The organism is Pseudoalteromonas sp. Hal040 (genome assembly GCF_037162425.1).
GTDB lineage: Bacteria > Pseudomonadota > Gammaproteobacteria > Enterobacterales > Alteromonadaceae > Pseudoalteromonas > Pseudoalteromonas gelatinilytica.
Genome location: NZ_JARLUU010000001.1, coordinates 152,560 through 167,337, shown reverse-complemented (window position 1 = coordinate 167,337; position 14,778 = coordinate 152,560). Strand labels below are relative to the sequence as shown.

At 41.2% G+C, this 14,778-nt stretch carries 10 protein-coding genes and 2 pseudogenes; 3 read left to right on the top strand and 9 right to left on the bottom strand.

The features are described from left to right. Positions 1-4: 4 nt before the first annotated feature. The 8 genes and pseudogenes from P4S60_RS00755 to P4S60_RS00720 form a co-directional block, all read right to left on the bottom strand. A complete protein-coding gene (locus P4S60_RS00755) occupies positions 5-451 on the bottom strand; it encodes an RNA polymerase sigma factor (protein ID WP_337114663.1) in 447 nt (148 codons plus the stop codon). 381 nt (positions 452-832) lie between these two features. Continuing rightward, a complete protein-coding gene (locus P4S60_RS00750; protein ID WP_337114662.1) occupies positions 833-1,759 on the bottom strand; it encodes a hydrogen peroxide-inducible genes activator in 927 nt (308 codons plus the stop codon). A gap of 77 nt (positions 1,760-1,836) precedes the next feature. Further along, the gene (locus tag P4S60_RS00745) at positions 1,837-3,105 is read right to left on the bottom strand and encodes an inorganic phosphate transporter (protein WP_337114661.1); all 1,269 of its coding nucleotides are present in this window, start codon (positions 3,103-3,105) and stop codon (positions 1,837-1,839) included. Between the two features lie 41 nt (positions 3,106-3,146). After that, complete coding sequence (locus P4S60_RS00740; protein ID WP_063701824.1) at positions 3,147-3,824, bottom strand: TIGR00153 family protein; 678 nt, start codon at positions 3,822-3,824, stop codon at positions 3,147-3,149. Between the two features lie 150 nt (positions 3,825-3,974). Further along, a complete protein-coding gene (gene phoU, locus P4S60_RS00735; protein WP_054552476.1) occupies positions 3,975-4,676 on the bottom strand; it encodes a phosphate signaling complex protein PhoU in 702 nt (233 codons plus the stop codon). A 47-nt stretch (positions 4,677-4,723) separates the two neighbouring features. After that, positions 4,724-5,551 carry a phosphate ABC transporter ATP-binding protein PstB gene (gene pstB, locus P4S60_RS00730; RefSeq protein WP_337114660.1) on the bottom strand — a complete coding sequence of 276 codons (828 nt, stop codon included), beginning with the start codon at positions 5,549-5,551 and terminating at the stop codon, positions 4,724-4,726. Positions 5,552-5,577: 26 nt separating this feature from the next. Continuing rightward, positions 5,578-7,225 (bottom strand): annotated as a pseudogene (gene pstA, locus P4S60_RS00725) (phosphate ABC transporter permease PstA). 15 nt (positions 7,226-7,240) lie between these two features. Continuing rightward, positions 7,241-9,475 (bottom strand): ABC transporter permease subunit, encoded by a 2,235-nt coding sequence (locus P4S60_RS00720; RefSeq protein WP_337114659.1) that lies wholly within the window; start codon positions 9,473-9,475, stop codon positions 7,241-7,243. Between the two features lie 348 nt (positions 9,476-9,823). Between P4S60_RS00720 and P4S60_RS00715 the strand changes: the two genes are divergently transcribed. The 3 genes and pseudogenes from P4S60_RS00715 to ppx all read left to right on the top strand — a co-directional run bounded on the left by P4S60_RS00715 (position 9,824) and on the right by ppx (position 14,018). Beyond that, entirely contained in the window at positions 9,824-10,330 is a 507-nt protein-coding gene (locus tag P4S60_RS00715) for a glycine cleavage system protein R (RefSeq protein ID WP_337114658.1), read from the top strand. A 127-nt stretch (positions 10,331-10,457) separates the two neighbouring features. Then, positions 10,458-12,539 (top strand): polyphosphate kinase 1, encoded by a 2,082-nt coding sequence (gene ppk1, locus P4S60_RS00710; protein ID WP_337114657.1) that lies wholly within the window; start codon positions 10,458-10,460, stop codon positions 12,537-12,539. Further along, positions 12,532-14,018, top strand: a pseudogene (ppx, locus tag P4S60_RS00705) (exopolyphosphatase). The gene ppk1 and the pseudogene ppx overlap by 8 nt, the downstream one beginning before the upstream one ends. Positions 14,019-14,293: 275 nt before the next feature. On the opposite strand, the gene P4S60_RS00700 reads toward ppx, so the two are convergent. Next, positions 14,294-14,749: a hypothetical protein gene (locus tag P4S60_RS00700; protein ID WP_063701839.1), complete on the bottom strand. Its 456-nt coding sequence runs from the start codon at positions 14,747-14,749 to the stop codon at positions 14,294-14,296. Between the last annotated feature and the right edge of the window lie 29 nt (positions 14,750-14,778).

Sequence of the window (14,778 nt, the reverse complement as noted above, 5' to 3'; positions counted from 1 at the left end):
TCAGCTATTTCTTCAAACGTACAGTGCTGAAAAACTTTAACTCCACCACCAAGCGTTGCTCCCAGGGTAAATTGTTCATCATTTCTTTGAGTTCATGATGCTGCTCAGATTGCAGTTGATTGGTTTCTAACTCACTGCGCTCACAGCTTTCTTCTGGTACGGCGTCCAAACCTTGATGCAGCTTACGGCGGCGGTAATATTCAACACTACGCCGATGCACAATTTGATAAAGCCAAGTGCTAAAACTCGATTCACCACGAAAACTCGGTAAGCTCTTATACACAGAAATAAACACTTCTTGCATTAAGTCCATTGCATCATCAGGGTGACTTAACATCCTTAGGCAATAGTTATATACCTGTGATTCGTGCTGCTTGACTAATTTCAACCACGCCCGTTTATTGCCCTGTTGCGCTTTAGCAATTAGTGTCTCAAGTGATTGAAAAAACACGCTAGCCTCGTCATCTGATCTGCCTTTAATGGTTTTGTTATTATGTTAGTCGAGGGAAGGAAAAAAATAGTTTGCTTAAATAATAAAAAACCCCAAATTTTTTATTTGGGGTTCTTTATACCCAAACCACCTCAAAATGCGAGTTTCAGTTGGAATTAAAAGCGATTTAGGCAAGGCATTGATTGCAAGTAATAGTGGTTCTATTGTTAAAATCAATAACGCAGTATAAATCGCTTTTAAACCAACCCGTTGGGCGCTTCACAGGCACTTACTCTCATCGTTGTTACTTCTTAAAAGGGACTGCCATTCTTGCAAAGTAACGCCTTGATATTAAGCACCTGTGAAACGCTGAATTCTGCATCTTGAGGTGGTTTGGGTATATTATTCGTTACACTGACCGTCTAAGCTACACTGCTTATTCAGAAACAGCTCTAGCTGCTGGCTAAACAGCCTAAAATCTCTGATCCGGCCTGTTGTTTTACGCCATACAATACCAATATCTCGGTATGCATCGCCTTGTGATGGTGTGGCAACCATATCTTTTTTATCTAGAATACCGGCGTTAATTGCCATCTGCGGTAAGAAAGTAACACCAAGCTGGTGTTCAACCATACTTAATAAGGTATGTAAGCTTGCCGCTTCAAATGGGTTAATACAGCTTGAGCGATTCAAATGACAAGCACTGAGTGCGTGGCCAGTCATACAATGCTCACGCTCTAGCAAGAATACACTTGCATCCGGTAAAAGATTAAAATCTTCCACGCCATCTGCGGGTGTGTAATCTTTATGATGCACTAGGCTGAAGTGATCTTTAGCAAGGACTTGAGTATGAAACTTTTCAGTGTCATACGGTAACGCGAGCAATGCCATATCAATTTGCCCATGCTCTAGCTTATCGAGTAGTTTGTCACTGGTATCTTCAACCAAAACTAGCTCCAGCTCGGTAAATGTTTGTTTGCAGAAATGATATAACGGCGCAGCAATAAAGCTGGCAATCGTCGGGATCACACCAAGCGTGAGTGTGCCGCTTAATGGCGTTAAAAAGCTCTTCGTCAGCTCTTTTAAACTTAAGGTGTCGTCAATGATCTTACGTGCTTTTTCGACAACCTCTTCACCAATTGCAGTAAACATTAAGCTGCGGTTTTCGCGCTCAATAAGTTGGCAACCTAGGGTTTCTTCTAAGTTTTGAATTGCACTACTTAAGGTTGATTGACCAATAAAACAGGCGCTTGCTGCGCGGCCAAAATGTTGATGTTGGTGAACTGCTAATAAATATTGTAGTTGTTTAATACTTGGTAAGTTATTCATACTCTACCTGAAAATAAAAAGACCCCAACACCTAAGGCATTGAGATCTTTTCAAGCTAAAAGTCTTTTAGTACTTTTTTATACCCCGAAGGCAGTTCTCAGTACGTAGAAAATAACAATAGCAAGGGCTGCGCCAACTGGCAACGTAATTACCCAAGAAACTACAATGTTTCTTACAACACCCATGTTAAGTGCCGCAATACCGCGTGCCATACCAACACCTAATACCGCACCAACAAGTGTTTGTGTAGTAGAGATAGGTAAACCAGTACCTGATGCGATAACAACTGTAGAAGCAGCAGCAAGCTCAGCAGCAAAACCACGGCTAGGCGTTAAGTGGGTGATACCTTCACCAATTGTTTTGATTACTTTCTTACCTAAGATAGCAAGACCAGCAACAATACCTAAACCACCTAGTGGTAAAATCCACCATGCAATAGCCGCTTTCTTAGCGATTTCACCGTTGTGCTCAACAATGTTTACAACAGCTGCTAGTGGACCAATCGCGTTAGCAACGTCGTTTGAACCGTGTGCGAATGCCATACAACATGCTGTTAGTACCATAAGTACCGCGAACACTTTCTCAACGTTGTTGAATTGCATTTTCTTGTCAGCTTTAGGGTCAATCTTAAGGCGTGAAATAGCGAATTTACCAATGATACCGACTACAACAGCGATCGCGATAGAAAGCATGTAACCTTCAAATGAACCTAAGTTGATACCAATGTGCTTCAAGCCTTTCTTGATTGTTACAAGAGACATGATGAAGCCCGCTAGACCCATGTATACAGGTACGTAGCGCTTGGCATTTTTAAGAGGTGCGTCAGTGTCAAAAATTAGCTTTTGCGCACTCATGAAAATCAAATAAGCAATAAAACCAGATATAGCAGGGGTAACAATCCAGCTACCTACAATACCCATTACCTTGTTCCATTGGATTGCTTCGCTACCTACCGCAACCAATGCGAAACCAATGATGGCACCAATGATTGAGTGAGTAGTTGAAACCGGCCAGCCTAAGAACGAGGCAATCAATAACCAGCTACCTGCAGCGAATAACGCGGCGATCATACCGAGTATCATTAACTCAGGTACGTCCATAAATGGGGTCGCATCGATAATCCCTTTACGGATCGTTGATGTAACCTCACCACCGGCAAGGTATGCGCCAGCGAACTCAAACACCATCGCGATGATGATAGCTTGCTTAATTGTAAGTGCTTTTGAACCTACTGATGTACCCATCGCATTGGCAACGTCATTTGCACCAATACCATAAGCCATAAAGAAACCGACTGCGGCGGCAGTTAAAACGAGTAACGTGCCGTAATTTGCAATGATATCCATTGTGTGAACCTTTAATTTTTTTCGTATGAACTGATTTTTAATTAACGAGCTAACATCAGCTCAAGACGAGAACCTACGCGCTCAGCAATATCAGCTAAGTCACCTACCCATTCGATGATCTTGTATAAGAACATCACGTCGATTGGGTTAAGTTCATTTTCAACGGCGCGCAATTGACGGCGAATTTTGATTTGCATGTCATCCGTGTCTTGCTCAATTGCGTCCAATTCAACGAGCATTTTCTCAACTAAAGTCACTTCGCGACCTTTGAAGCCCGTTTCAAGAAGCTCATCTAGCTCATTGATTGCTTTTGATGCTTGTTTTGTTGCATCAACACAACGAGTTACATAAGCAAGGAAATCTGCTTGGATTTCGGTAGGAATAGTCATCTCACGACCAACTACACGACCTGCAATATCTTTTGCTTTATTAGCAATTTTGTCTTGTTGAGTAACAAGCTCTAGCAAATCGGTACGCTCAACTGGCATGAATAAGCCACGTGGTAGTTGAAGGCGAATGTTACGTTTCATTTCATCAGCTTCACGCTCTAAATTACGAATGTTTAGGCGGATTTCTTCCGCTTCTTGCCACTCTTCTTTGAAAACGTGATTAAAGAAAGGGATCAATGCTTTACTTGCTTGATGTGCTTTCTTAATGTGATCTTCCATAGGCTTAATAGGAGATTTAGCAAATACCCCTAAAAATGCATTTGTAGGCATAACTGACCCTTTATAAATTAGTATGCTTTGGCAGCTGCGAATTTTACAGCATTGTGTTCGATTGTGAACGCTTTTTCTGCCTTACATTACCAATAATAGACAAAGCGGCCAAAGGCCGCTCGGTTTAATAATGAAAAGTTGCGGTTAAAATTACAGCGACTTTTCGATATCTGCTTGAGATGTATGACGAATATCTTTGCCGTTTACAAAGTAGATGATGTACTCAGCAATATTTTGACAACGGTCGCCGATACGCTCTAAAGAGCGTACTGACCACACTAAATCCATAATTTTCGGGATTGAGCGTGGATCTTCCATCATATATGTCATGATTTGACGGGTAATTGCTTCGTATTCACGGTCAACTTTGGCATCTTCTTTATGTACTTCAAACGCACATTGCACATCCATACGTGCAAATGCATCAAGTACATCATGAAGCATTTTTGATACTTGGCGACCCATGTTTTCAATGTTCACCAGTAGGTCTTGCTGATCTTTTGTAAATGAGTCCAGCGCAACTTTAGCAATACGCTCAGCTTCATCGCCAATACGCTCTAAGTCAGCAATTGTTTTCGCAATGGCAATTACAAGACGTAAGTCACTGGCAGCTGGCTGACGACGAGCGATAATGCGTGTGCATTCTTCATCGATGTTCACTTCCATTGCATTTACTTTATAGTCGTTCTCACGAACTTTTTGTGCCAGATCTGCATCGCCATTGCTAACAGCATCAAGTGCACTGTTTAGTTGTTGTTCAACTAAACCACCCATGTTTAATACATGGTTGCGCACATTTTCAAGCTCTTCATTAAAGCGGCCCGAAATGTGTTTATTGATATTATGTTCCATTGTCTACCTCTATAAATTTCGTTTACGGTACCAAGTGACTTTATTGACTAACCGTAACGGCCTGTAATGTAGTCTTCTGTTTTCTTCTTGCTTGGTGTTGTAAATAACGTATTGGTATCTGAATACTCAATCAACTCACCCATGTACATGAACGCAGTTTGGTCTGATACACGAGCAGCTTGTTGCATGTTGTGAGTAACAATTACCACGGTAAACTTATTCTTTAAGTCGTTAATTAGCTCTTCGATAACTAAAGTAGAAATTGGATCTAGTGCCGATGTAGGCTCATCCAGAAGTAGTACTTCAGGCTCGATAGCAATTGAGCGAGCAATAACAAGACGCTGTTGCTGACCACCCGATAGGCCAAATGCACTATCGTGTAAACGGTCTTTAACTTCATCCCATAACGCCGCGCCACGTAAAGATTGTTCAACCACTTCGTCTAGTTTACGCTTTTCTTTAATACCTTGTAAGCGTAGGCCATAAACGACATTTTCGTAGATTGATTTTGGAAATGGATTAGGACGTTGGAATACCATCCCAACATTTCGTCTTAATGCTGCAACATCAACACTCTTATCGTAGATGTTGTGGCCGTGTAATAAGATCTCACCTTCAATACGACAACTATCAACTAGGTCGTTCATACGGTTGATACAACGTAAAAGTGTTGATTTACCACAGCCTGACGGACCTATAAACGCGGTTACCTGACCTTTCGGGATGTTCATATTTACGCCGCTAAGCGCTTGTTTATCACCGTAGTATAGATCTAAGTTTTTAATCTCTAACGCTGTTTGCTCTGCAGTTAGGTTATCTAAATCTAGCTTTGCCGAGCTTTTCGCTTGGTTTACTTGTGGTGCAACTGTAATCATCTCTGTCTACCTATAAAAATTCTGTATTAATGCTCAAGAGCTCTAAACTTTTCGCGTAAGTGGTTACGAATACCAATCGCGGTGATATTCAGGGCGATAATTACTGATACCAGTAAGAATGCCGTGGCATATACCAGCGGACGTGCCGCTTCTACGTTAGGGCTTTGGAAACCAACATCATAAATGTGGAAACCTAAGTGCATAAATTTTCTATCTAAATGTACGTATGGGAAGTTACCGTCAAGAGGCAGTGTTGGCGCCATCTTAACAACACCAACAAGCATAAGTGGTGCTACTTCACCGGCTGCACGTGCAACCGCTAAGATTAAACCTGTCATAATCGCAGGGCTTGCCATCGGAATGATGATGCGCCATAGCGTTTCTGCTTTTGTTGCGCCAAGTGCTAATGAACCATGACGAACCGTGCTTGGAATACGTGATAAACCTTCTTCCGTTGAAACAATAACAACTGGAAGCGTTAAAATTGCTAGCGTTAATGCTGACCAAATCACACCTGGCGTACCAAATACTGGACTTGGCGATGATTCTGGGTAGAACAATTGGTCAATACTGCCACCTAGCATATATACAAAGAAACCTAGACCAAATACACCGTATACAATTGAAGGTACACCCGCAAGGTTGATTACCGCGATACGGATCATTTTAGTAACGGCATTCTTTGCTGCGTATTCATGTAAGTAAATCGCTGCAACCACACCAAACGGCGTAACAATCACTGCCATCAGTAATACCATGAACACAGTACCGAAAATCGCCGGGAATACCCCCTTCAGTGTTTGCCTCACGCGGGTCATCCGCTACAAACTTACCAAGTTGTACAAAGTAGTGGCCTAGCTTAGCGAAGAAGCCCATGTCATTTGGGAACCACACATCAAGAACTTGATACAGAGGTAAAGTAACCACTTCACCGCGCATGTCTTTAACCGTTACTTGGTCACGCTTTGCTTCTTTACGAAGTGCAAATAACTGTTTTTCTAGCACGGCATATTCAGCACGTAGCTCAGCGCGTGTTTGTGCAAGCTCAGCAACACGCTCATCCGTCAACTCGTTATCAAGCTGATACGCTTTTTCTTTTAAGCGCAAGCGCTCAAGTTCATAGTTGATATGACCAATATCACCATTTTGTAAATCGAGCGCTTGGTCGTTTAGGTCAACAGCACGGTCAACAAGATCATAAAGTACCTCGATTTTGTTATCTGTAATAACTTCACCGTCTTTAATAACCTGTTCTACATAACCGTAAAAGTTACCGTTTTTGCTACGCTCGAATACTGCAAGTTCAGCTGGCGCTGTACGCGATGTGATATCTGTCTCTAATACCCAACGGAAATCGAGATCAACGTACTCACGGTTACCTGTTTTGATTAGTAAGCGCTCTAGTTGCTCTTTGTCGTAGTGAGATAAATCAACGCCCGTCGCCTCAATACGTGATTTTGCAACTAGCTCACGGTCATAAACTTCACCGATCACTGTTTGTTTAGCAACTGAGCCTTGCAGCTCAAGTTGCACTACTTCTGATGGCCAGAAAAAGCTTAAACCTTTCCAAGCAATCATGGCTAATAAGCCAAGAACCGAGATTAAACTGATGCTTACCGCACCGCCGGTCATCCAAATCCAAGGAGAACCAGACTTAAACCACTGCTTTACCATGTCGTGTCTCTCCACCTACATTGAACTGTATTTTTCACGCAGTTGCTGACGAACAAACTCAGCCACTGTGTTGAAAACGAATGTGAATATGAATAGTACAAATGCTGCTAAGAATAGAATGCGATAATGCGAGCTGCCTACCTCAGACTCTGGCATTTCTACCGCGATATTCGCTGCAAGCGTTCTCATACCCTGGAAGATACTCCAGTCCATAATAGGTGTATTACCTGTTGCCATTAGTACAATCATTGTTTCACCTACAGCACGACCAAGACCCATCATTACTGCTGAGAAGATACCCGGGCTTGCTGTTAGTAGTACTACGCGAACCAATGTTTGCCATTGCGTTGCACCGAGTGCTAATGAACCATTTGATAAGTGCTTAGGAACACTGAATACCGCATCTTCCGCAATTGAGAAGATAGTTGGGATAACAGCGAAGCCCATCGCAATACCAACAACTAACGAGTTACGTTGGTCGAATGTCATACCTAATTCATTGGTTAGGTACTGACGCACATTACCGTCAAACATCCAAAGCTCAATTGAGTTACTCATCGCAAACGACAACCAACCAATAAAGATAACCACTGGAATAAGTAAAATAGAGTGCGAACCTTCAGGAACACGGTGACGAATTGACGCCGGTAGCTTGTTCCAGCCGAATGCGGTTAATAAAATACCAATTGGTAATAACACTAATAATCCGACAATCGCTGGTAAATGCTCTTCAATTAATGGTGCTAACCAAAGACCGGCTAAGAAACCTAAGATTACTGTTGGTAATGCTTCCATGATTTCTACTGTCGGCTTAACCACTTTACGTAATTCACTCGACATAAAGTACGCCGTGTAAATCGCAGCTGAAAGCGCAATAGGTACTGCAAACAGCATCGCATATAAAGCTGCTTTAATCGTACCGAATGAAATTGGCACTAATGAAAACTTAGATTCAAAATCATCACTGGCAGAGGTTGATTGCCAGATATAACCCGGCTCTGGGTAACCTTCGTACCATACTTCTTGCCATAACGCAGACCACGTTACTTCTGGGTGTTCGTTATGGATTTCGATTACTTTTAATGCGTCATCTGCAAGTACTAGTGCCGCATTTGAACGAGGTGCAATTGCAAAGTTTTGAATTGGACCGTCACTTACTTTACCTTGCCACAGTTTTGCGTCGCTGGTTGTGTAATAAATACCAAGCTCACCGTTAGCACCCGCTGTGAAGAAGGTACGACGATAGAACTCTGTAAAAATGTTTAGTTTCGATTGTTTGCTGGTTTCAAAAGCGCGGATCTTTTGGAACTCACGTCCCTCTTCCGTGTTTACTTCAAACCACTGAGATACTTCACCATTATCGTTAGCAAGCATCAGTGAGTTAGCACCCGCTAATAACTGAGTTGAAACTAGGTTCGCGTTTTCTTCGTTAGCTGCAAGCAGTTGGATTTGCTCAACTTCAGAAGGGTAACGCGTATCGTATACGTAAATTTGATTTGCAGAGCGAACGAATGTACGTGTTGTATCAGGTGAGATTAATAGCTCATCCACACGACCTTCGATATCAAGCTCAGTACGCTCGACATTCCACTCGACTTCGCCAGTGAACATGTTTTCTTCACCGACAAAGCTGCTGAATAAAACGCGCTTGTCAGCAGTTAAAGCAACAACAGCCGTTTTATCTTCATAGTGGCTAAACGCAAATTTAGTGATTGCTGCGCCTTGTTCATCAACTTCAAGCGCCATATCACCGAGCGGGTAGTCTAATCGGGGTGTTAATTGGCGTTGGTTATTTGGGAATGTCACCAAAAACTTAGGTGCAACCACAACAACCGTACCATTTTCTAAACCGTACGCATATTGACCTTGAAACGGTGCAGAGCTTGCAAAGCTGCTTACATCGCTAGGTAATTCAGCATTAAGAGTGGTGATCTTTTTACCAAAATGTTCTTTTTCAACATTGTAAAAGTCCACGCTACCTTTTTCACCGAGTAAAAAGGCAACCTCTGTTTGCTCTTCAATGCCAAGGCCAACAACTTCTGACGCATTTTGTAGTTTTACACTGTTACGTGTTTCTACTTTTGCTGATTCAAAAATAGGTTGAACAACATAAAGAAGGTAAAAGAATATGAGTAACAGTGCTACTAGCACCATTACGCCACCTGCGGAAATACCCCACTTGGCAAACCTGTCTTTAAATAGACGGCTTCTATCCGTATGAAAGGTAGGTTTATTCGGATTGGAAGTCATCAAAACACCCTTAAATCTTAACGTTGCGCGAATTATATTTCACCAAGATGACAGTAATGTTACAAACGTCATAATTCAGTGTAATAAAGCAAGCTTTTCGGGAACGTAGTTTAAAGTTAAAAAATGACCAATTTACGACAATTGTAAGCGCTTTTATAAGTCCTAAATTAACAAGCTAACAAACTGTTATATCTAATTTTTTATAACTATATGGAAAAAATTGGACAAACAATAAAACAGCATCAATACTCAAGAAGACTTATTTTTTTCAACAATAAGAATCATTTTTAACCAACGCCTCCTTCCTTTTATTGCATTTTTCAGAGGCATTTTTATAGAGATTTAAGTATGAAGCAGTTAGTAATTACTATTTTGGGGCCAGATAAACCCGGCCTAGTTGAAGACCTTTCAGCCACAATTCTAAGCCACCACGGCAACTGGTTAAGCAGTAATTTAAGCCACCTTGCAGGGCATTTTGCAGGGATCATTGAAGCAGCAGTACCTGAAGAACACTTACAAGAATTACAAGATGCGTTACATAGCCTGCCGCATTTAGAGGTCAGAATCGAACGCGGCACCGAGACGCTGCCTGATGAAAAATCTGAGCAAATTAATTTTGTTATCACTGGCAATGATAGACCTGGCATTGTACAAGAGCTAGCCAGCGTTATTCGTCACAAAGGGGCTAATATCACTCACCTCAATTCAAAGCAACAAAGTGCACCTAACTGGGGTGTGCCTATTTTTAGTGCCGTTGCCACCGTTGCTTTACCAATGGGCATGAACAAAGACGAAGTAATTAGCGCACTTGAGTCTATCACTACAGACCTAATTGTTGATATTGAGGACGCGTAACACAAGTTTATAGGGATATTTTGAACTTTAAAAAAGCGACATACATGTCACAAAACTGACATGTATGTCACACAACCGTCATCTGCATCCTCTATATTCTAACTAGCTATAAACGTTGGAAAACCAGATGAACGCATCACATTCTTCTTCTCAAGCCATCAATTACTTTGCCAAAGAGCTAAGTTGGCTGTCATTTAATGAACGCGTGCTGCAAGAAGCCAAAGATAAATCGAACCCAATTATTGAGCGCATGCGCTTTTTAGGTATTTACTCAAACAACATGGATGAGTTTTTCCGTGTCCGTGTTGCAGATGTAAAGCGCCGAATTTTACTTAATAAAATTCCTGATGCGAACTTTGATGAAGATGAGATCCTACTCCATCAAATCCAGAGTAAAGTGCTCCAGCTTGGCAAAAAATTTAATCAAATTCATAAAGATATTTTGAATGATTTAAACGAGCATAATATTCACGTAGAGTTACCAGAGAAGTTATCTGAATTTCACTTGAGTTGGCTGAAAAAATTCTTCCACGACAATGTACTGCAACACATTTTGCCGATTTTGCTCTCTGAAAAGAAAGACTACTCAGATCAAATTAACGACACCATGACTTATTTGTTTGTCGAGATGACCAATCAAAAAAGTCATTATGCCATGATGGAGGTGCCTACTGACCGCGTCTCACGCTTTGTTATTTTGCCGCCTGAGAAAACACGTCGCCACAAAACCATTGTGATGCTTGATGACATCATTGCCTACTTTATTCGCGATGTATTTAGCAGCTTTTTTAGCTTTGATGATATTCAATGTTATGCCATCAAACTGACCCGCGATGCCGAGTACAATTTAGATGATGAACTCGAAGAAGGTTTACTCGATAAAATGTCGAAAGGTCTGAAACAGCGTATTTCTGCTGAGCCTGTACGCCTTGTTTATGACGAGAGCATGCCTGATGAAATGCTTAAAGTGATGAAAAAGCGCCTTAACATAAGCCAACATGATGCGCTTATTCCCGGCGGCCGTTATCGTAACTTCCGCGATTTTATTGCGTTTCCAAATGTTGGCCGTCAGTATTTAGAAAACAAACCACTGCCTGCATTACAAAGCACGGCCTTTAACAATCACTCGAGTGTGTTTGATGCCATTTCAGAGCAAGATATTTTACTGTATTACCCCTATCACACCTTTAATCATTTACTTGAGTTTGTGCGCCAAGCTGCTTTTGACCCAGATGTAACCCAAATTAAGGTCAATATTTATCGTGTTGCGAGTCAGTCTCGACTTGTCTCTACGCTTATTAATGCGGCAAAAAATGGTAAGCATGTAACCGTAATGGTTGAGCTGAAAGCGCGCTTTGATGAACAGAACAACATTGAATGGGCAAAAACCCTAAGTAACGCTGGGGTTAAAGTGATTTTTGGTATTCCTGCGCTGAAAGTGCACAGTAAGCTATGCGTTATTCACCGTAAAGAAAAGAATAACATCGTGAAGTATGCCCATATAGGCACGGGTAACTTCCATGAAAAAACCGCCAAAATCTACACGGACTTTAGCTTATTCACCAAGCATGAAGGCATTAGTGAAGAATGCGATAGCGTGTTTAAGTTTATCGAAAGTAGTTACCGACCATTTCAATTTGACCATTTAATGATTTCGCCAGTTAACGCACGACAAACTATTATGTCGCTAATTGATGCTGAAATAACCAATGTAGAGCATGGTAAGGCTGGCCGAATTACGCTAAAAATAAACAACCTTGTTGATAAAGAGCTGGTCGATCACCTCTACTTTGCCGGAAGACGCGGCGTAAAAATTCGCATTATTGTGCGTGGTATGTGTTCCTTAGTGCCCTCTGCTGTTAACGATAATATTCGCATTATTAGTATCGTTGACCGCTTTTTAGAGCATCCTCGGGTGATGGTGTTTCATAATAATGGCAACGAAAAAGTGTATATTTCATCGGCAGACTGGATGACCCGAAATCTTGATCACCGTGTTGAAGTCGCGACTCCGATTTATAATGAAAAATTAAAACAGCTTATTATTGATATTCTTGAGCTACAGTTTAAAGATAGATCAAAAGCACGCATAATCGATAGCGAACAAAAAAACAGCTATGTGCGCCGTGGCAATCGTAAAAAAATTCGCTCGCAAATTGCCATTTATGACCACCTTAAGAAATGGGAAAGTAACTACAATAATGAATGATTATCCCTCAATTGCTGCCGTTGATTTAGGCTCAAACAGTTTTCATTTAGTGGTGGCAAGAGAGGTCGATGGCTCTTTGCAAATCTTACACAAAGAAAAACAGCGCGTTTATTTAGCTGACGGTTTAGATGATAAAAATCATTTAAGCCAAGAAGCTATTGAGCGCGCACTAGCCATTCTCAAACAATTTGCCATAACCTTGCAGGACTTTCCCTTGAGAATGTCAAAGTGGCCGCTACTTACACATTGCGCCGTGCGAAAAACATTCATTCATTCTTAACGCAAGCAAGTAAAGTGTTTCCTTACCCGATTGAAGTAATATCAGGGCAAGAAGAAGCGCGTTTAATATACCAAGGTGTTGCCCATTATATTCATCACGATGAGAACCGCTTAATCATTGATATCGGCGGCGGCAGTACTGAACTCATCATTGGTAAACACTTTAAACATAAGCTACTTGCTAGCCGCAACATGGGCTGTGTCAGCTATACCAAGCAGTTTTTTGCAGATGGACAAATCAATACTAAGCGCTTTGCCAAAGCCGAAGTTCGCGCAGAGCAAGAACTCGAAGTGATCTTTGCAAATTACTTATCAGCTGGCTGGCAATCAGTGGTGGGAACATCAGGCACGATTAAATCAATCCTTGCCATGATCAATGCAAACGATGCAGAGCAAGAGCTAATTACTTTAGAGCGATTATTAGAATTAAAAACCCAGTTTATTGCTGCAAAACAAATACAAGCGCTGCAAATTGAAGGTCTTACGCCTGAGCGGCAAGTGAGTATTTGTGGTGGTTTAGCTATTTTAATTGCCATATTTAGACTGTTTAACATCGAAGCGATGCAATATAGCGACTTTTCACTGCGTGAAGGCCTGCTTCATGAAATGCAGCAAAAGCTCGCCCATAAGGATATTCGCACAAATACCATAGCGAACCTATCTGAGCGCAATGCCATAGATAAAGATCATGCTAATCGCGTCTCAACAACCGCAAAGTGGCTATTCGAACAAGTAAGAGAAACATGGCACTTGACTGACTCTGATCACATAAATTTACTGGATTGGGCTGCACAGCTACATGAAATTGGTTTAGGGGTTAATTCTTCGGGGTTACATAAACACAGTGCCTATATCGTGGCGAACAGCCAATTACCTGGCTTTACACAGCAACAACAAACACTTCTTAGCTGTATGATCCGCTTTTATCGTAAAAAGATCCGTTTAGAAGATTTTCCGGCACTGCATACCATGCAACATTATGAAATATTACAGCTCATTGTGATTTTGCGTTTAGCAGTACTACTAAATCAAAAGCGCATTACTGACCAAGGCTTTAAGCTTGAGGTAACAGCCAAGCAAAATAGTATGTTCTTAAAGTTTCACAACAAGTGGCTTAAAGAACATACCTTGCTTTTAGCTGACTTACAGCAAGAACAAAAATACCTTAAAAAAGTCGGCTTCTTACTCGATTTTCATTAAGCTGATTAATATATACCCAAACACCTCAAGATGTAAGTTTCAGTTGGAATTAAAAGCGATTTAGGCAAGGCATTGATTGCAAGTAATAGTGGTTCTATTGTTAAGATCAATAACGCAGTATAAATCGCTTTTAAACCAACCCGTTGGGCGCTTCACAGGTACTTACTCTCATCGTTGTTACTTCTTAAAAGGGACTGCCATTCTTGCAAAGTAACGCCTTGATATTAAGCACCTGTGAAACGCTGAATTCTGCATCTTGAGGTGGTTTGGGTATACTACATATCCATATGGCGGTTTGAGCTTTGCATCATTTGCTTAAGGCCTTGATGTTCAAGTTCTAGCAAACGTTCGAGCTTTTCTTTGGTATCTGCCGTTTCGGCGCGTGACACCAAGTACTCATATAAGTCGATTACTTTTTGGTGTTGCGTGGTTAAGTAAACCTGAATCGCCTTTTCATCAATGCGCTGATCAGTGCTGATATCGTTAAAAGTAATTAGCTCTGGATTTTCAGAAAAATACTCATAGCAATACGTATCGAGTGTGTTTACTTCGGTAATCGCTTTAAAACCAACGAGATCTTCTGCCAGCTTCTTCTCATATTGCAGATAATAGTCCACCAGCATTTGATTGTGCTCGTCCAGTAAGTCTTTAACACTGTGGAAATTGGCTGCCATTTGAGTATGAAATAACACGGTCCAATCATAAACTTGTTGTATTGTTTTAACTTGCATGTGCATTCCTTATCAAAATCAATTTAATA

What these genes read in the sequence shown, in the direction of transcription:
- phoU (WP_054552476.1), bottom strand. Translation starts at nt 4,676, where the DNA reads ATGGAACATAATATCAATAAACACATTTCGGGCCGCTTTAATGAAGAG.
- P4S60_RS00715 (WP_337114658.1), top strand. Translation starts at nt 9,824, where the DNA reads ATGAAGCAGTTAGTAATTACTATTTTGGGGCCAGATAAACCCGGCCTA.
- P4S60_RS00745 (WP_337114661.1), bottom strand. Translation starts at nt 3,105, where the DNA reads ATGGATATCATTGCAAATTACGGCACGTTACTCGTTTTAACTGCCGCC.
- P4S60_RS00740 (WP_063701824.1), bottom strand. Translation starts at nt 3,824, where the DNA reads ATGCCTACAAATGCATTTTTAGGGGTATTTGCTAAATCTCCTATTAAG.
- pstB (WP_337114660.1), bottom strand. Translation starts at nt 5,551, where the DNA reads ATGATTACAGTTGCACCACAAGTAAACCAAGCGAAAAGCTCGGCAAAG.
- P4S60_RS00700 (WP_063701839.1), bottom strand. Translation starts at nt 14,749, where the DNA reads ATGCAAGTTAAAACAATACAACAAGTTTATGATTGGACCGTGTTATTT.
- P4S60_RS00750 (WP_337114662.1), bottom strand. Translation starts at nt 1,759, where the DNA reads ATGAATAACTTACCAAGTATTAAACAACTACAATATTTATTAGCAGTT.
- ppk1 (WP_337114657.1), top strand. Translation starts at nt 10,458, where the DNA reads ATGAACGCATCACATTCTTCTTCTCAAGCCATCAATTACTTTGCCAAA.
- P4S60_RS00720 (WP_337114659.1), bottom strand. Translation starts at nt 9,475, where the DNA reads ATGACTTCCAATCCGAATAAACCTACCTTTCATACGGATAGAAGCCGT.